A 17,951-nucleotide genomic window follows, 5' to 3' on the forward strand; every position below is an offset into this window, starting at 1 on the left:
CGCGATCTTGTCGGGGAGCGCTGCCTGCCCGAAGGGACACCCCCACATGCGCCGGATCGTTCTCGCGTTATGCCTGCTCACGGGCCTGCTGATCGGCACGCGGCCGGCGTCGGCCGACGTCACGGGGCCGCCCGTGCTCAACGCGCCGGTGTTCAACGACCCGACCGCCGACTCGGGCGCGGCCGGTGTCCCGAGCGCGCGGCAGTCGGCCGTCATGGACCAGCTGATCAGGCTGATCAAGGCGGTGCCGGGCGGCGGGGAGATCCGCTTCGTGATGCACGAGTTCGCCCCGGGGCACCGCTCCAGTGACGTGGCCGACGCGCTGATCGCCGCGCATGGGCGGGGCGTGCAGGTGAAAGTGATCCTCGACAGCCTGGAGAACGGCGTCAACGACGCGGTGACCACCACGTTGCGTGCGGCGCTCGGCAGCTCGGAGGCGGCCGGGTCGTGGGTGATCCGCTGCGAATATCCTGACGAGTCCGCCGTCGACCGCGGCTGCATCGCCAGGAACTACATGCACAGCAAGTTCGCGTTGTTCTCCAGCGTCGTGGTCAACGGCACGTCCCACGCCAACATGGTCTTCCAGACCTCCTCGAACCTGTCCGACTGGTATCTGTACAACTCCTTCAACGACGCGTACACGTTCACGGACGCGACCGTCTACAACGCCTACCGCACGTACTTCGCGGACCTCCAGTCCGGCCGGCGCAAGGCCGTGAACCCCGGCTACTACTGGACCACACCCACGGGGACCACCAACCGGGCCACGTTCATGCCCAGGCCGGTCACGGATCCGGATCCCATCGTCTCCATCCTGAAGCTGATCGAGTGCAGCTACCGCGACACCGACGGCGTCACCCGGCAGACCGACATCCGCATGGCGCTGACCGCGTTCAACAAGAACCGCGTGGCGATCGCGAACGAGCTGGTCCGGCTGCGCGGCGAAAACTGCTGGATCGACATCGTCTACTACGAGAACGCCGCCGGGGCCACGTCCAAGAACGTCGATGACACGATCCGGCAGACGCTCGCGAAGTCCGTCAACGGCAGGACCATCCAGGTCACCCCGTGCCGGTTCCGGGTGGGGACGCGGGACGTGGTGACGCACAACAAGGTCATGATGATCGACGGCTTCTACGACGACGACATCACACCCCGGGTCTACACGGGAAGCGCTAACTTCACGTACATGGAGAACTCTGACGACTCCTTCGTACGGATCTCTGGCCGCGGCATCCACAGCCAATACCTGTCGTGGTTCTACGGTCTCCGAACGGCCTGCCAGGCGTGATCTCCCGCAGCTCGGCCGTGGCCGCCGCCGTCGCTGTGGCCGCCGAGCACGGCGTGCGGGTGCGGGAGCCCGTGGTGCTCACGGACTCCTTCAACCTGCGGATCCATATGCGACCCGCGCCGATCGTGGCGCGGGTGCCGACGGTCACGGCACTCGGCCGGCCGCGGCCCGCGGACGTGCTGCGGCGCGAGCTGGAGGTCGTCTCCTACCTGCGCGGGGTGGGCGCGCCTGTGGTGCCGCCGAGCGACCTGCTGCCGGCCGGGCCGCATGTGCGCGACGGGGTTGCGGTGTCGTTCTGGACCCATGTCGAGCACGATCCGGACTACGCGGTCACCCCGCAGCAGGCCGGGCGCGGCCTGGCCGGGCTCCACGAAGCCATGCGCCGCTTTCCCGGCCGGTTGCCGTACCTCGGGCCGGTGCTCGACGAGCCCGCGCGGCTGCTGGAGCTGCTCGGTGGCAACGTCGAGGCGGACGTGCTGGTGCGGCTGCGGGAGGCGCACGCGGGGCTGGCGGCGCGGCTGGACGGCGATGCGGTGCAGGCCGTCCACGGAGACGCGCACCCGGGGAATCTGCTCGCCACCCCCCACGGGCTGCTGTGGAACGACTTCGAGGAGACCATGGCCGCGCCCGTCGCGTGGGATCTGGCGTGCCTGCTCCGCACGACCAGGCTCGACGGGCGGGCGGCCGTGCGGGCCTACGGTGCCGACCCCGACGATCCGGGGTTGCGGGCCTTCCTTGCGGCACGCGGGCTGCAGGGCACGCTGTGGATGCTGGTCAGGGCGCTGCGGTTCCCCTCGGAGGCCGGTACGGCACGCGCGGCGCTGGAGGCCTGGCTCCGCGACCCAAGCGGCGCCACCCGTTGATCAGACGGGGACCACGCCGCCTTGAGGGCCGAGGAAGTAGCCGCCGGTGACGTCCAGGACGTGGCCGGTGATCCAGCGGGAGTCCTCCCCGGCGAGCAGGGCCACGGCGTCGGCGATGTCCTCGGGGCGGCCGATGCGGCCCAGCGCGGTGACGTCGGTGACCTGCCGCTCGGCCACGCCGTCGTGGTCGTCGCGGAGCCAGGCGTTCATGTCGGTCTCCGTGACGCCCGGCGAGACGGTGTTCACGGTGATGTTCCTGGCGCCGAGGATAGGAGCCAGGCTGAAGCCGAGGGTGTCGAGTGCGCCCTTGGTCATGGAGTAGACGAGGTCGGGCAGGGCGATGCGGACGACGGCCGAGGAGATGTTGATGATCCGGCCGCCGTCGTTCAGCAGCGGCAGGGAGCGTTCGATGATGAAGTACGGCGCCCGCACGTTCACGGCGAAGACCTGGTCGAAACGCTCCTCCGTCACCGTGCCCAGGGTCCCGGCCAGGATGGCCGCGTTGTTCACCACGATGTCCAGGCGGTCTTCCCTGATCCCCTCGAACAAGGCGTCGACGCCGTCCTCGAAGGCGGCCCGCACCGCGTACGCCTCCCCGCCCGCCCGCTCGATCGCCGCCACCGTCTCCTTGGCGAGGTCGTCGTTGCGTGCGTAATGGACGATCACGCGGGCGCCGTCGGCGGCGAGGCGTAGGGCGATGGCACGTCCGATTCCGCGCGAGGCCCCGGTTACCAGTGCGGTCTTTCCTGACAGATCACTCATGACTTCATCGTGGGGCGCGACTCGCGTACCCGTCCAAGACCGGCTGTTATAGCTTTTTGCTATGGATGCCCATATCCGGGATCTGCGGTATTTCGTGGCGGTCGCGGAGGAGCTGAGCTTCACGCGGGCGGCCGCCGAGCGGCTGTTCATCTCGCAACCCTCGTTGAGCAGGCAGATCAGGCAGCTGGAGCTGTCCATGCGGGCGAAGTTGTTCCAGCGCGACCGGCGTACGGTGGCGCTGACCGCCGCAGGAGCTGCGCTGCTGCCGCTGGCCCGCCAGATCATCGAGCAGTGGGAGGGCGCGCAGCGTGCCGTGGTGGCGGCACGCGAGGACCGGATCCTGGTGGTGGGGTTCCAGACGCGGATCGGGCGCGGGCTCGTGCCGTCCATCACGGCCGCCCTGCCCGAGTGGGATCTGCGCTTCCGCCAGGTGCCGTGGCGCGACCCCACGGTGGGCCTGGGTGACGGGCAGGTCGACGTGGCCGTCGCCTGGCTGCCTATGCCCGGCGACGGAGACTACTCCTGGACGGTCGTGAGCACCGAGGACCGGTGGGTGGCGCTACCGGCCGGGCATCGGCTCGCCTCCCACACCGTGGTCGGGTTCGCCGAGCTCGCCGGGGAGCCTTTCGTAGCGCTGCCGGTCTCGGCCGGGCCCATGCGGGACTTCTGGCTGGCCAACGATCAGCGCTCCGCGCCGGCCGTGGTGGGGGCGGAGGCGGAGACGGCCGAGGAGGCGTTCGAGCTCGTCGCCTCGGGGCGGGCCGTGGCGCTGGTGTCGGCAGGGAACGCGGAGCTGTACCGCCGGGACGACGTGGTCTGTCGGCCGGTCGCCGGGCTGCCGCCGAGCACGTTGGCCGTTGTCTGGCGGCGCGACGATCGGCGGCGGGCCGTGCGGGCGTTGGTGGAGAAATTCGTCAGCTGCATGTGCGTGTCGCCTTAGCACCCGTCATCGCCGGCGAGCCAGACCGTGGTGTCACTGGGGAGGGCACCGTCCTCCAGCGGGCCGCTGGCCAAGACGACCTGGCCCGGCGGCAGGCGAACCGGGTCTGGACCCAGGTTGACGACGCAGGTGAGGTCCGAGTCGCGGCGGAAGGCCAGGACCTGCTCGCCCATCGGGAGCCAGCTCATGGTCCCGTCCCCTGCCGACTCCCGGCGGATGCGCAACGCCGCGCGGTACAGGTTGAGCATCGAGCCCAGGTCCGTACGCTGGGCCTCGGCCGTCAGCTTGCGCCAGCCCTCGGGTTGCGGGAGCCAGGGCGTGCCGGCGCCGAAGCCGAACGGCGGCTCCTCTCCCGACCAGGGCAGCGGGACCCGGCAGCCGTCCCGGCCGGGGTTGGTCCCGCCGGACCTGGCGTACATCGGGTCCTGGCGCAGCTCGTCCGGAAGGTCCTCCACCTCCGGTAGCCCCAGCTCCTCCCCCTGGTAGACGTAGACCGAGCCGGGCAGCGCCATCGACAACAACGCGGCCGCGCGGGCGCGGCGGTAGCCCAGCTCCAGATCGGACGGGGCGCCGTGGAGCCGGCCGCCGTGGGCGAACGCGGTGTCGGCGCGCCCGTAGCGGGTGACCGGCCTGGTCACGTCGTGGTTGGACAACACCCAGGTCGGCGGGGCGCCGATGGGGGTGTGGGTGGCCAGGGTCAGGTCGATCACGCGGCGCAGCTCGGCCGCCTCCCACGGGCAGGACAGGAAGTCGAAGTTGAACGCCGTGTGCAGCTCGTCGGGATGCAGATAGCGGGCGAAACGCTCCTGGTCGGGGAGCCAGAGCTCGCCGATCAGGACCCGCTCGCCGTACTCGTCGGCCACCTCGCGCCACCGGCGGTAGACGTCGTGAACCTCGTCGAGGTCTTCGTACGCGCTGTCGGACTTGAACAGCAGGGCCGCCGAGTCGATGCGGAAGCCGTCCACACCGCGGTCGAACCAGAACCGCAGCACGTCCTCGAACTCCCGGTGCACGTCCGGGTTGGCCCAGTTGAAGTCCGGCTGTTCGGGGGCGAACAGGTGCAGGTACCACTGCCCGTCGGGCACCCGCGTCCACGCCGAGCCGCCGAAGATCGACTGCCAGTCGTTCAGCGGCTCGTCGGCGAACCAGAACCGGTCTCTGGCCGCCGGGTTCGCCAGCGCCTCTTGGAACCAGGCGCTCCGCGTCGAGCTGTGATTCGGCACCACGTCGATGATGACCTTGATGTCGAGCTCGTGCGCCTCCTCGATGAACCGCTCGGCCTCGGCCAGCGTGCCGAAGACCGGCTCGATGTCCCGGTAGTCGGCCACGTCGTAACCGCCGTCGGCCATCGGCGACGGATACCACGGGTTGAGCCAGATCGCGTCGATCCCGAGGTCCTTCAGGTAGGGCAGACGGGAGCGCAGGCCGGCGAGGTCGCCCACGCCGTCTCCGTTCCCGTCTGCGAAGCTCCGCAGGTAGACCTGGTAGATCGCGGCCCCCCGCCACCACGTTTGCGACATGCGCTCATCCCTTGATGCTTCCGGCGGTCAGGCCCGCCATGATGTGCCGTTGGAAGACGAAGAAAACGATGATCATGGGGATACTGGCGATGACCAGACCGCCCATGACCTGGTTCTGGGTTACCGCCCCGGCCGTCTGCGACAGGCCCACGCTGATCGTCATCTTCTCGCTGTCGGTCATGACCAGCAGCGGCAGGACGAAATCCTTGAACGAGGTGACGATCGTGAAGATGGACACCACGCCGAGAATCGGCCTGGAGACCGGCAGCACGACCGACCGCAGGACCCTGAGCGGCCCCGCGCCGTCGATCTGCGCCGCCTCGATCAACTCCCGCGGTATGGAGTCGAAGAAGCGCTTGAGCAGGAAGATGTTGAAGCCGTTGGCCGCCGCGGGCAACCACAGCCCCCACGGATTGTTGAGCAATCCCAGATCCACGATCGTCACATAGAGCGGGATGAGGATCACCATCGGCGGGATCATCAGCGTGGCCAGCATCGCGCCGAGGATGACGTTGCCGAACATAGGCCGCAGCTTCGACAACGCGTACGCGGCCGTGACGTCCACCGCCATGCAGAACAGCCAGGCTCCCAGCGAGTAGTAGGCGGTGTTCGCCAGCAGCGTGCCGATGTCGAACAGCTCCCACGCCTCGAAGAAGTTGCCGAACGCCGGATCCTCGGGGAAGAGCGTCGGCGGCATCTGGGCGATCTCCTCCGGCGTCTTCATGGCGCCGGAGACCATCCAGTAGAGCGGGAAGACGAAGGCCAGGGTGCACAGGACCACGACCGCGACCAGGACGAGCCAGTAGATCCGCCGTCCCCACCGGCTGTTGAGCTGGTGCGGTGAGACGATCGTGCGGAACTGGACGTGGATGGGCTTAGGCGCCCTCTTGCGGCGCCGCCCGGCCGCCACGCGGGTATCGATGGCGATCACGCCTTGTCCTCCCGTGTCGTACGGAGCTGGACGACGGCGAAGACGAGCAGCGCGAGCATGAGGAGCATGCCGAGCGCCCCGGCCTGGCCGTAGTTCATCTGCGAGAAGGCGAACTGGTACATCAGGTACGCCACGCTCACGGTCGCGTTCTCCGGGCCGCCGCCGGTGAGCATGTACGGCTCGATGAACACCTGCATGGTCGCCACGATCTGCAGCATGAGCATGAGCAGCAGAATCAGCCGCGTCTGCGGGATCGTGACATGCCTGACGCGCTTGAGTATCCCGGCCCCGTCGAGCTCGGCGGCCTCGTACAGCTCGGACGGGATGTTCTGCAGCGCGGCGAGATAGATCAGCGTTGCGCTGCCCATGTTCATCCAGGTCGAGACGAGGACGAGCGAGATCAGCGCGGTCGAGGAACTGTCCAGCCAGGCCAGCGGCGGCAGGTGGAGGAAGCCGAGTATCTGATTGAACAGCCCGGGCCCTGGATCGTAGAACCACTGGAACAACAGCACCGCCACGATCGGCGGCAGCATGACCGGCAGGTAGACCACGAACCTGAGGTAGGCCCGGGCGTGGCGCAGCTCGTTGAGCACGAGCGCGACGACGAACGGCACGGCGTAGCCGCACAGCAGCGCGAGCACCGTGAACTCCACGGTGTTCAGCCAGGCCTCGCCGAAGGCGGGGTCCTGGACCGCTGCCTTGAAGTTGTCCAGTCCGACCCAGGTCGGCGGGTTGATCAGGTCGGTCTTCTGGAAGCTCAGAATGAACTCCCTGACCATCGGATACCAGGCGAACACCGTGAAGCAGAGCAGCGCCGCGCAGAGGAACCCGTAGGCCGTCAGGTTGCGCCTCACGATTCCCATCAAGGTCAGCCCTTGGCCGCCAGCATCGTGTTGGCCTTCGTCTCGGCGTCGGCCAGCAACTGGTCGATGTTCGCGTCCTTGCGACTGAGCACGCCGGACATGACCACGTCGAGGATGGCGTACAGCTCCTGGGCGTGCACGGGCTCGGCCTTCGGCGGGATGGCGGCCGCGGCCTGCACGTACGGCTCGTAGTTCGCGACCGGCAGCGAGGCGTTCTTGACCCGCTCTGCCTGGATGGCCTTGCCGGTGGCCGAGTCGCCATATACGTCGTTGTCGGGCACGCCGACCGGGTTGCCGTTGGCCTTGCCACGGGCGAAGTCGAAGCGGCCCTTGCCGACGGTGTTGAAGCGGAAGTCGATCCACGCCATGCCCGCCTTGGCCTGCTCGGGCGTGGCCTTCGGGTTGATCATGTACGCCTCGCCGCCGCTCAGCGAAGCCTTGGCCTCAGGGAAGCCGGTGATGCCGTAGTCGGCGACGTTGCCCTTGAACTTGTTGACCACGTCGGTGACCACATCCGGGGCGCCGAGCATCATGCCGACCTTCCCGCTACCCATCGCCATCATCAGCGACTCCCAGCCGACCAGGAGCTTGCTGCCCATGCTGTTGTCGGTCCAGCGCATGTCGTGCAGGTTCTGCAGCACGGCCTTGCCCTCGGGGGAGTTGAAGGCGGCCTTCTTGTCGTCCGGTGTGAGGATGCTTCCGCCGCGGCCGTAGATGGCCTGGGTGAAGTGCCAGCCGCCGGTGTTGCCGCCGGAGTACTCGCCGTAGCCGACGTGGCCGGGACCGAGCGCGGCGATCTTCTTGGCCGCCTCGCGAACTTCGGCCCACGTCTTGGGCGGGGTGTTCGGGTCGAGGCCGGCCTTGGTGAACAGGGCACGGTTGTAGACCAGGCCGACGCTGTAGTGCACGTTGGGGACGCCGTAGATCTTGCCGTCCTTGGTGACCAGTTCGCGTACGTCGGGGCGCAGGTCGTTCCAGTTCTTGATCGTGCTGGTGTACGGGGTGATGTCCAGTGCCTGGCCTTGGGCGATGACGTCGTTGTAGTTGGTGACGGGGATCACGAAGACGGTCTCCATCTGGCCGCCCGCCAGCTTGGGACCGAATGTCTTGGGGTCGAAGCACGGCTGCTGATCCGTGCTCTTGACCGTCACGCCGGGGTGCGCCTTCATGAACTCGGCCACGTCGGCGTTCCAAGCCTGCCGCTCCTTGGGCGCGGATTTGGCGGGCTGGCAGGCCACCGTGATCGTCACGGAGTTCGAGGCCGATGACGAAGGCGCTTCACTGGAGCCGCAAGCGGTGGCCGAGACGCCGAGCACGGATGCGAGTAAGAGGCCGGTGGATCTCCGCATGGTGTGACCCTTCTGATGCGAGGTGCCCACACCATAGGATCGCCGACCGAAGTGCGCAATATTTCGACGGACTATTGCAAGATAACGACTGAGTTACGTGTCTGGCCCGGGTGTGCGTCAGGTGACGGCTCGGGCCGTGGAGGCGCGGACTACCAGCTCGGGCTCGAACAGCAGCTCGTCCGCCGGCACCTCCGCCTTGTCGATCTGGGCCACCAGCAGGTCCACCGCGGCCCTGCCCATCGCGTCGATGGGCTGGCGGACCGTGGTCAGCGGCGGCTCAGTGCAGTTCATCAGCGCCGAGTCGTCGAAGCCGATGACCGAGATGTCGCCGGGCACGGTCAGCCCTGCGCGCCGGGCCGCACGCACGGTGCCGAGCGCGAGCAGGTCGCTGGCGCACACCACACCGGTCACCCCCCGCTTGACGAGCCTGGCCGCGGCCGCGTGCCCGCCTTCCAGCGAGAACATCGTGTGCTCGACCAGCCCCGGGTCGCCACCCTCGGCAAGGAACGTCTCCAGCTTGCGCCGTGACGGCATGTGGTCCTTCGGCCCGAGCACCATGCCGATCCGCTCGTGGCCGAGCGCACGCAGATGCGCGACGGCCATCTCGGCGGCGACCGCATCGTCGCACGACACTTGCGGGAAGTCGAGGTGCTGGACGGCCGCGTTGACCAGGACCGTGGGCAGCTTGCGCTCGTGCAGCAGCTCGTAGTGCCCGTGCGCGGCGTCGGCCTGCGCATAGAGCCCGCCGGCGAAGACCACGCCGCTGACCTGCTGCCCGAGCAGCAGGTCGACATAGTCGGCCTCGGAGACACCGCCGACCGTGCGCGTGCAGAGCACCGAGGTGAATCCCTGCTGCGCCAGGGCGCCGCCGACCACTTCCGCGAAGGCGGGGAAGATCGGATTCTGCAGCTCGGGGAGCACCAGGCCGACCAGCCTGGCACGATCGCCGCGCAGCTGGGTGGGTCGTTCGTAGCCGAGCACGTCGAGCGCGGTCAGCACGGCCTCGCGGGTCGCGTCGGAGACCCCGGGCTTGCCGTTGAGCACGCGACTCACGGTCGCCTCGCTCACCCCGACCTTCTTCGCCACCTCTGCGAGTCGTCGTGTCATGCGCAAACTATATGGCCTGGAACGCAAGCGCTTGCAATGGCTTGCGTGGAGCGAACGTCACGCCTTGCGCCCCTCTACAGCAGTCTTCCTGCTTCTTCCTACTTCTTGACCAGCGGAGATGGACAGATGAAGACAGCGATAGTCAGTCCAAACCTTGCGAAATTTCGTCGAAATATTGCGGCCATCTACTCAACATCCTATGGTTCGGCCATCCGCCTCGTCCGAAGGGCCATCCCCCATGAGAGCTCTGTTAGCCGCCCTTTCGTTAGCCATCGGACTCATGACCGCGCCCTGGGCCGCGCCTGCACAGGCCGCGGCCGACACGAATCTCGCGGCCGGCAAGACGGCCACCGCGAGCAGCTTCAACGACGTCTATCCCGCCGCCAACGCCACCGACGGCAACCAGGCCACCTACTGGGAGTCGGCCAACAACGCCTTCCCGCAGTGGATCCAGGTCGATCTCGGCGTCAGCGCGAGCGTCAACAAGCTCGTGCTCAAGCTCCCGTCCGGGTGGCCGAGCCGGACCCAGACGCTGACCGTCCAGGGCAGCACAAACGGCTCCGCCTTCAGCACGATCGCCGCATCGGCGACGTACACGTTCAACCCGACCGGCACGATCACCTTCGCCGCCGCGACCGCCCGCTACGTCCGGCTGCAGATCACCGCGAACACCGGCTGGCCTGCCGGCCAGGTCTCCGAGTTCGAGGTGTGGGGCAGCGCGCCGGACGACCCGCCGCCGGGCGGCGGCGCCAACCTGGCCCTCGGCAAGCCCATCACCGAGTCCTCGCACACCCACACGTACGTGGCCACCAACGCCAACGACGACGACCTCCAGACCTACTGGGAGGGCGCCGCTTATCCCAACACGCTGACCGTGCAGCTCGGCAGCAACGCCGACCTGACCTCGATCACGCTCCAGCTCAACCCGGACCCCGTCTGGGCCAGGCGTACCCAGGCCATCCAGGTCCTCGGCCGTGAGCAGAGCGCCACCGGCTTCAGCAACCTCGTCTCCTCGGCCACGTACACGTTCGACCCGGCCACCGGGAACTCCGTGACGATCCCCGTGACCGCCAAGGTGGCGGACGTCCGGCTGCAGATCACCGCCAACTCCGGCGCGCCGGGCGGCCAGGTGGCCGAGTTCCAGATCTTCGGCACCTCGTCGGCCAATCCCGACCTCACCGTGAGCAACCTCGCGTCGTCCCCGGCCGCGCCGGTCGAGACCGACGCGGTCACGCTCTCGGCCACGGTCAGGAACGCCGGCACCGCTGCCTCCACCGCGACCTCCGTGAACTTCTACGCGGGCACCACCAAGGTCGGCAGCGCCGGTGTGGGAGCGCTGGCCGCAGGGGCGTCGGCCACCGTGTCCGCGAACATCGGCGCCAGGGACGCCGGGACCTACCAGCTCTCCGCCAAGGTGGACGAGGACAACCAGGTCATCGAGCTGAACGAGGCGAACAACACCGCCACCGGCACGTTGACCGTCAGGCCCGTCGACACGGCCGACCTGATCGCCTCCCCTGTCGCCTGGACGCCGGGCAACCCCGCCGCGGGCACCACGGTGACGTTCTCGGTGGCGATCAAGAACCAGGGCACTGTCGCGTCCAGCAGCGGCTCCCACGGCATCACGCTCACCGTCACGAACGATTCCGGCACCGTCGTCAGGACCCTGACCGGTTCGGCCAGCGGCGCCATCGCGCCCGGCGCCACCACGAGCGCGGTGAGCCTGGGCACGTGGACCGCGGCCAACGGCGAGTACACGGTGAAGACGGTGCTCGCCGACGACGCCAACGAGCTGCCGGTCAAGCGCGCCAACAACACCAGCGAGCTGCCGCTGTTCGTGGGGCGCGGCGCCAACATGCCGTACGACACCTACGAGGCCGAGGACGCCGTCATCGGCGGCGGCGCCACGCGCGTGGGCCCGAGCAGGGATATCGGCACGATCGCCGGCGAGGCCTCGGGGCGGCGCGCGGTGACGCTCAACCAGACCGGCGCGTACGTCGAGTTCACGAACCGGGCCGACACGAACACCCTGGTCACCCGTTTCTCGATGCCCGATGCCGCGGGTGGCGGCGGTCTCAATTCGACCTTGAACGTCTACGTCGACGGCACCTTCCTCAAGGCCGTCGACCTGACCTCCCGCTACGCCTGGCTCTACGGCGCCGAGGCCAGCCCGAACAACTCGCCCAGTTCGGGGCCGCCCAGGCACATCTACGACGAGGCGAACCTGCTGCTCGGCACCACCGTGCGGGCCGGCAGCAAGATCAGGCTGCAGAAGGACGCGGCCAACGGCCAGACGTACGCGATCGACTTCGTGGACTTCGAGCAGGTGACCCCGATCGCGAATCCCGACCCCGCGACGTACGCCGTACCGACCGGTTTCACGCACCAGGACGTGCAGAACGCGCTCGACCGGGCCCGCATGGACGCCAACCTGGTCGGCGTCTACCTGCCGCAGGGTGACTACCAGACCTCGAGCAAGTTCCAGGTCTACGGCAAGGCCGTCAAGATCGTCGGCGCCGGCCCTTGGTTCACCAGGTTCCACTCCCCGGCCGCGCAGGACAACACCGACGTGGGCTTCCGCACGGAGGCCTCGGCCAACGGCTCGACGTTCGCGAACTTCGCCTACTTCGGCAACTACACCTCACGCATCGATGGCCCCGGCAAGGTCTTCGACTTTTCGAACGTGGCGAACATGACGATTGACAACGTCTGGGCCGAGCACCAGATCTGCCTGTACTGGGGCTCGAACACGGACAACATCACGATCAAGAACTCCCGGATCCGGAACGTGTTCGCCGACGGCCTGAATATGACCAACGGCAGCACCGGCAACCACGTCACCAACATCGAGACCAGGTCCACGGGCGACGACAGCTTCGCGCTGTTCTCGGCCACCGACAACAACCCCGGCGAGCAGACCGGCAACGTCTACGAGAACCTGACCTCGCTGCTCACCTGGCGGGCCGCGGGCGTGGCCGTGTACGGCGGCTACGACAACATGTTCAGGAACATCTACGTCGCGGACACGCTGACGTACCCGGGTGTCACGATCAGCTCGCTGGACTTCGGGATCCCCATGCACGGGTTCGGCGCCAGCCCGCCGACGACGTTCGAGAACATCTCACTGGTCCGGGCCGGCGGGCACTTCTGGGGGCAGCAGACGTTCCCTGCGCTGTGGCTGTTCTCCTCGTCCAAGGTGTTCCAGGGCATCCGCGTCAACAACCTGGACATCGTGGATCCGACGTACAGCGGGATCATGTTCCAGACCGGCTACTCCGGCGGCGCGCCGCTGAACCCGATCAGGGACACGATCCTGACGAACGTGTCGATCAGCGGGGCGCAGAAGAGCGGCGACGCCTTCGACGCGAAGTCCGGGTTCGGCATCTGGGTGAACGAGATGCCCGAGCCGGGACAGGGCCCGGCCGTCGGATCGGCCACGATCAACAACCTGAGGTTCGCCGGCAACTACCAGAACATCAAGAACACGACGACGACCTTCACCCTGACCACGAACTAGAGCTCTGACCTGGTGGGCAAACCCCCGCCAGTCCCTGACGCTGGTCACCGCGGCGGCGCTCAACTGCGCCCCGCGGTGCAGGCGTTCCAGCTGAGAGCATGGCTCACGTCCAGCACGCGCCGCGTCAGCGCGGCGGGCACAGTCCTGGTGCCGGCGTGTTATGTGCTGCTCATCGTGCTCTTCGGCTTGATCACCTGAGCCATGTAGGCTAGTGAAAACGGACATAACCGGCAAACCGCCTACTAGCCGTGAACGTACCTACCATGGACCTCAACGGGATCACCTCGGTAGTCGACACACCCAGCCGTGCGTTGCAGGCGGCGTGGCAGCCGGGCGACGCGTGGCTCGGCGGCGGGACCTGGCTGTTCTCCGAGCCTCAGCCGCAGCTCAACCGGCTCATCGATCTCAAGGGCTTCGGCTGGGAGTCGCTGCGGGTCGAGGCGGACGGCCTGGAGATCGGCGCCACGTGCACCTTCGCGGAACTGTCCAGCGCAGGCATGCCCGCGGCGTGGACCGCGAGACCGCTGATCGACCAATGTCGCCAGGCCCTGCTGGGCTCCTTCAAGGTGTGGAACGAGGCCACCGTGGGCGGCAATCTCTGCATGTCGCTGCCCGCGGGCCCCATGATCTCACTGACCGCGGCCCTCGACGCGAGCTGCACGATCTGGACGGCCGACGGGGGCGAACGGCGGGTGGCGGCGGTTGACTTCGTCACCGGACCCGGCCGCAACGTCCTGGCCCCGGGTGAAGTGCTGCGCTCGATCACCCTGCCGGAGTCCGCGCTGCGCTGCCGTACCGCCTTCCGCTGGATCTCACTGACCCCGCTGGGCCGCTCCGCGGCACTGCTCATCGGCAGGAGGTCACCCGACGACGGCTCCTTCGTGTTGACCGTGACGGCCTCGACCGTCCGGCCGGTCCAGCTGTCCTTTCCGCGGACACCCGGTTCCGCGGAGCTCCTCGGCGCCCTCGACCACGAAATCCCGCCGGACTCCTACTACGACGACGTGCACGGAACGCCGGAATGGCGCCGGCACATGACGCTCCGTTTCGCCGAGGAGATCCGGCAGGAACTGTCGGCGGACGCCGGGAGGTGACTCGGATGCGGATCGAGGTCAACGGTCAGGTCTTCACCGCTCAGCCTCGTCCTGGGCAGTGCCTGCGCACCCTGCTGAGGGAATTGGGCCTCTTCGGCGTGAAGAAGGGCTGCGACGCGGGCGACTGCGGTGCGTGCACCGTGCACATCGACGGCCGGCCGGTGCACAGTTGCCTGTTCCCCGCCTTCCGCGCGGCCGGGCACCAGGTGACGACGATCGAGGGGCTCTCGTCCGGCGCGCGACCGCATCCACTGCAGCGCGACTTCCTGGCGGCGCAGGGATTCCAGTGCGGCTTCTGCACCGCAGGAATGATCATGACGGTTGCCGCTCTCGATCCCGGCCAGCAGCAGGATCTCCCGCGGTCGCTCAAGGGGAATCTGTGCCGGTGCAGCGGCTACCGCGCGATCGACGACGCCATCCATGGGATCGCTCATGCCGAGGACACAACGGACCCGGGTGAATCCTGCGGACGGAATCTGCCGGCGCCGGCAGGTCCCGACATCGTGACGGGCGCGGCCCGCTACACCCTGGACGTCGCCATGGAGGGCCTGTTGCACCTCAAACTGCTGCGCTCGCCGCATGCGCACGCCCGGATCGTCGCGATCGACACGAGCGCCGCCCGCGCGGTTCCCGGCGTGCGGGCAGTGTTCACGCACGAGGACGCGCCGAAGCGGCTCTACTCGAGCGGGCGGCACGAGAACCCCGACGACGATCCCTCCGACACGCTGCTGTTCGACGACGTCGTCCGCTTCACCGGGCAGCGGGTCGCAGCCGTGGTGGCCGACAGTGTGGCGGCCGCCGAGGAGGGCTGTCGCCGGCTCGTCGTCGACTACGAGGTGCTGCCGGGTGTCTTCGACCCCGAAGAGGCGATGGCGCCCGGCTCCCCCCTCCTGCATGGCGACAAGGGCGCCGGCAGGCACATCGCCCGTCCAGAGCGCAACATCGCGGCCGAAGTGCACGGGGACGTCGGCGACGTCGAGGCGGCGTTCGAGCAGGCCGACGCCATTCACGAGCACACCTACGTCAGCCATCGGGTCCAGCACGCGCACCTCGAGACGCACGCCTCGATCGCCTGGGTCGACGGGTCCGGTCGGCTGGTGGTCCGCACGAGCAGCCAGGTGCCGTTCCTCACCAAGCGCGCGCTGTGCAGCCTCTTCGATCTTCCGGAGGAGAAGGTGCGCGTGGTGTGCGGCCGGGTGGGCGGCGGGTTCGGGGCCAAACAGGAAATGCTGACCGAGGATGTCGTCGCTCTCGCGGCCCTGCGGACCGGACGGCCGGTGCAGCTGGAGTTCACGCGCCAGGAGGAGTTCGAGGCCACCGTGACCCGGCATCCGGTCTCCGTGGACGTCAAGGCCGGCGCGCGGAGCGACGGCACACTCACGGCGCTGCGACTGCGGGTCGTGGCCAACACCGGCGCGTACGGCAACCACGCGTGCATCGTGTTCCACACCTGCAACGAGTCGATCGGCGTCTACCGTTGCGCGAACAAGAAGGTGGACGGATACGCCGTCTACACCAACACCGTCCCCGCCGGCGCCTTCCGCGGCTACGGGCTCAGCCAGGGGGTCTTCGCCGTCGAGTCGGCGATCGACGAGCTCGCCCATGCGATCGGCATGGACCCGGTCGCCTTCCGGGAACGCAACATCATCCGGCCCGGCGACGACATGGTGAGCTTCCACACCCCGTCGGCGGATGAGGCCAGGATCGGCAGCTACGGCCTGGACCAGTGCCTGGCCCTGGTCGACGAGGCACTGAACCGCGGCAATGGGGCACAACCGCCCGCGGAGGACGGGTGGTCCGTGGGCAAGGGCGTCGCGCTGTCGATGATCGACACGATTCCACCGCGCGGACACCGGGCCGAGGCACGGATCCGGCTGTCGACCGACGGCGGATACCGGCTCGCGGTCGGCATGGCCGAGTTCGGGAACGGCACGACGACCGTGCACCAGCAGCTCGCCGCCGCCGTGCTCGGCACGACTGTCGACCGGATCCGGATCGAGCAGGCGGACACGGATCACGTCGGCCACGACACCGGCGCCTTCGGCTCGACCGGGACAACGGTCACGGGCCTGGCCGTCACACGCGCGGCAGAGGCGCTGCGTGACCGCATCGCCGCCGTCGGCGGGCAGCGGGCGGCGCAGGCCGCCGACAAGGAGCTGCACGCGGTCGGCACATCCGACGGCGCACCCTGTTCGGTGGCGTTCAATGTCCACGGCTTCCGGGTCGCGGTGTGTGCCGGGACCGGTGAGATCAGGATTCTGCAGAGCGTCCACGGGGCGGACGCCGGGCGCGTCATCAATCCGATGCAATGCCGTGGGCAGATCGAGGGCGGTGTAGCACAGGCCCTGGGCGCCGCGCTGTACGAGTCGTTCGTCGTCGACGAGGCCGGCCACGTCACCACGGCGACCTTCCGCAACTACCACATCCCGTCCTTCGGCGACGTGCCGCGAACCGAGGTGTACTTCGCCGAGACCTCCGACGTCCTCGGCCCTCTGGGCGCCAAGTCGATGAGCGAAAGTCCGTTCAACCCGGTGGCTCCCGCGCTGGCCAACGCGGTCCGGGACGCCACCGGCATCCGCTTCGGAACGCTTCCCCTGGCCCGCGATCGCGTCCACGCGGCGACGGCCGCCGGTCTCGGAACCAGCGCGAACCCTCGGTGAACCTGATGGCCGGCTTAGAGCTCGGCCCTGGTGGGCAACCCCTGCCAGTCACTCACGCTGGTCACCGCGGCGGCGCTCAGCAGCGCCCCGCGGTGCAGGCGCTCCTGCGGGGTGAGGCCGTCCAGGGCGGCGCTGATGTAGCCCGCCGCGAACGCCTCCCCCGCGCCCGCCGTGTCCACGATCGGCACCTGCCAGCCCTGTACGTCGTACCGCATGCGATCCGCCCGCACGCTGGCCCCCTTCGCGCCGCGGTCCACGACGACCTCCCGCTCGGGCGTGAGGGCGGGCTTGACCAGGTCGAGCTCGTCCTGGCGGAGGAAGAGCAGGTGCGCGGCGCAGGCCAGCTCGCCGAGCACCTCCTCGGCCTCGCGTACCGACGGCCACAGGTCGGGGACGTACTCGACAGAGAAGGAGATCATCACCTCGGCGTTCCTGGCCGCGCTGATGGCGGTGCGCACGGCGTCGAGCGCGTCGATGCCGAGGCCGGCCGTAAGGCCGGTGACGTGCAACATCTTCGACGCGGCTATCCGGTCGACGGGCACGTTGCCGGGCGCGAGCCGCGATCCGGCCGAGCCGGTGCGGTAGTGCGTGACCTTGAGGTCGCGGGCCACGCGGCTCTCCCGGAGCAGCAGCCCCGTGCGCAGCCCCTCGGACACCCGCATGTCCGCCACGTCCACGCCCTCGCCCTTGAGTACGGTGAGCGCTCTGGCGCCGAGCTCGTCATCGCCGACCTTGCCCAGGTACGCGCACCGGTGACCGAGCCGGGCCAGCGCCACGGCCAGCGTGAACTCCGGCCCGCACACATCCAGCCTGGCCTCGCTCTCGTGGCGGACCCGGCCGCTGGAGACGACGCCGAGTGGCTCGCCGAGCGTGTAGACGTCGGTCATGGGCCAGACTTTAGTAGGTCAAGTCAACCCAAAACGGATTTTTCCGCATAAGGCCTGGTTAAGGCCGTGATCAAATTTTTTCTGTAACTTTAGCCAACCTTTTCCCCATTCCGTGCCTCAAAGTAGTAAGGGAAGTCGGCCACCCCGGGGCCGGCTTCAACCGCGAT

At 68.5% G+C, this 17,951-nt stretch carries 13 protein-coding genes; 6 read left to right on the plus strand and 7 right to left on the minus strand.

Translation table 11 applies throughout. The features are described from left to right. Nucleotides 1-46: 46 nt before the first annotated feature. Complete coding sequence (locus Q9G87_RS22905; RefSeq protein ID WP_305918467.1) at nucleotides 47-1,291, plus strand: phospholipase D-like domain-containing protein; 1,245 nt, start codon at nucleotides 47-49, stop codon at nucleotides 1,289-1,291. After that, nucleotides 1,288-2,154, plus strand: coding sequence for a phosphotransferase (locus Q9G87_RS22910; RefSeq protein ID WP_305918468.1), 867 nt, complete (start codon nucleotides 1,288-1,290; stop codon nucleotides 2,152-2,154). Before Q9G87_RS22905 ends, Q9G87_RS22910 begins: the two co-directional genes overlap by 4 nt. On the opposite strand, the gene Q9G87_RS22915 is transcribed toward Q9G87_RS22910, so the two are convergent. Continuing rightward, entirely contained in the window at nucleotides 2,155-2,916 is a 762-nt protein-coding gene (locus Q9G87_RS22915; protein ID WP_305918469.1) for an SDR family NAD(P)-dependent oxidoreductase, read from the minus strand. Nucleotides 2,917-2,977: 61 nt separating this feature from the next. Between Q9G87_RS22915 and Q9G87_RS22920 the strand changes: the two genes are divergently transcribed. Beyond that, nucleotides 2,978-3,856, plus strand: coding sequence for a LysR family transcriptional regulator (locus Q9G87_RS22920; RefSeq protein ID WP_305918470.1), 879 nt, complete (start codon nucleotides 2,978-2,980; stop codon nucleotides 3,854-3,856). Here Q9G87_RS22920 and Q9G87_RS22925 read toward each other — a convergent pair. The 5 genes from Q9G87_RS22925 to Q9G87_RS22945 form a co-directional block, all read right to left on the minus strand. After that, nucleotides 3,853-5,376, minus strand: coding sequence for a glycoside hydrolase family 13 protein (locus Q9G87_RS22925; protein WP_305918471.1), 1,524 nt, complete (start codon nucleotides 5,374-5,376; stop codon nucleotides 3,853-3,855). The two genes, Q9G87_RS22920 and Q9G87_RS22925, sit on opposite strands and share 4 nt — an antisense overlap. 4 nt (nucleotides 5,377-5,380) lie before the next feature. Then, on the minus strand, nucleotides 5,381-6,307 hold the full coding sequence (locus tag Q9G87_RS22930) for a carbohydrate ABC transporter permease (protein ID WP_305918472.1): 927 nt from the start codon (nucleotides 6,305-6,307) through the stop codon (nucleotides 5,381-5,383). After that, nucleotides 6,304-7,170: a carbohydrate ABC transporter permease gene (locus Q9G87_RS22935; RefSeq protein WP_305918473.1), complete on the minus strand. Its 867-nt coding sequence runs from the start codon at nucleotides 7,168-7,170 to the stop codon at nucleotides 6,304-6,306. The genes Q9G87_RS22930 and Q9G87_RS22935 overlap by 4 nt, the downstream gene beginning before the upstream one ends. A gap of 5 nt (nucleotides 7,171-7,175) precedes the next feature. Then, entirely contained in the window at nucleotides 7,176-8,420 is a 1,245-nt protein-coding gene (locus tag Q9G87_RS22940) for an extracellular solute-binding protein (RefSeq protein ID WP_305918474.1), read from the minus strand. A gap of 216 nt (nucleotides 8,421-8,636) precedes the next feature. Then, on the minus strand, nucleotides 8,637-9,626 hold the full coding sequence (locus tag Q9G87_RS22945; protein WP_305918475.1) for a LacI family DNA-binding transcriptional regulator: 990 nt from the start codon (nucleotides 9,624-9,626) through the stop codon (nucleotides 8,637-8,639). Nucleotides 9,627-9,906: 280 nt separating this feature from the next. Here Q9G87_RS22945 and Q9G87_RS22950 point away from each other — a divergent pair, with 280 nt between their 5' ends. The 3 genes from Q9G87_RS22950 (at nucleotide 9,907) to Q9G87_RS22960 (ending at nucleotide 16,897) form a co-directional block, all read left to right on the plus strand. Then, nucleotides 9,907-13,143 (plus strand): discoidin domain-containing protein, encoded by a 3,237-nt coding sequence (locus Q9G87_RS22950; RefSeq protein ID WP_305918476.1) that lies wholly within the window; start codon nucleotides 9,907-9,909, stop codon nucleotides 13,141-13,143. 248 nt (nucleotides 13,144-13,391) lie between these two features. Beyond that, complete coding sequence (locus Q9G87_RS22955) at nucleotides 13,392-14,237, plus strand: FAD binding domain-containing protein (RefSeq protein ID WP_305918477.1); 846 nt, start codon at nucleotides 13,392-13,394, stop codon at nucleotides 14,235-14,237. A gap of 5 nt (nucleotides 14,238-14,242) precedes the next feature. Further along, nucleotides 14,243-16,897, plus strand: coding sequence for a molybdopterin-dependent oxidoreductase (locus Q9G87_RS22960; protein ID WP_305918478.1), 2,655 nt, complete (start codon nucleotides 14,243-14,245; stop codon nucleotides 16,895-16,897). 14 nt (nucleotides 16,898-16,911) lie between these two features. On the opposite strand, the gene Q9G87_RS22965 is transcribed toward Q9G87_RS22960, so the two are convergent. After that, nucleotides 16,912-17,784, minus strand: coding sequence for a sugar kinase (locus Q9G87_RS22965; RefSeq protein ID WP_305918479.1), 873 nt, complete (start codon nucleotides 17,782-17,784; stop codon nucleotides 16,912-16,914). Nucleotides 17,785-17,951 lie beyond the last annotated feature (167 nt).

Origin of the sequence: Nonomuraea turcica (assembly GCF_030718205.1) — a bacterium.
Lineage (GTDB): Bacteria > Actinomycetota > Actinomycetes > Streptosporangiales > Streptosporangiaceae > Nonomuraea.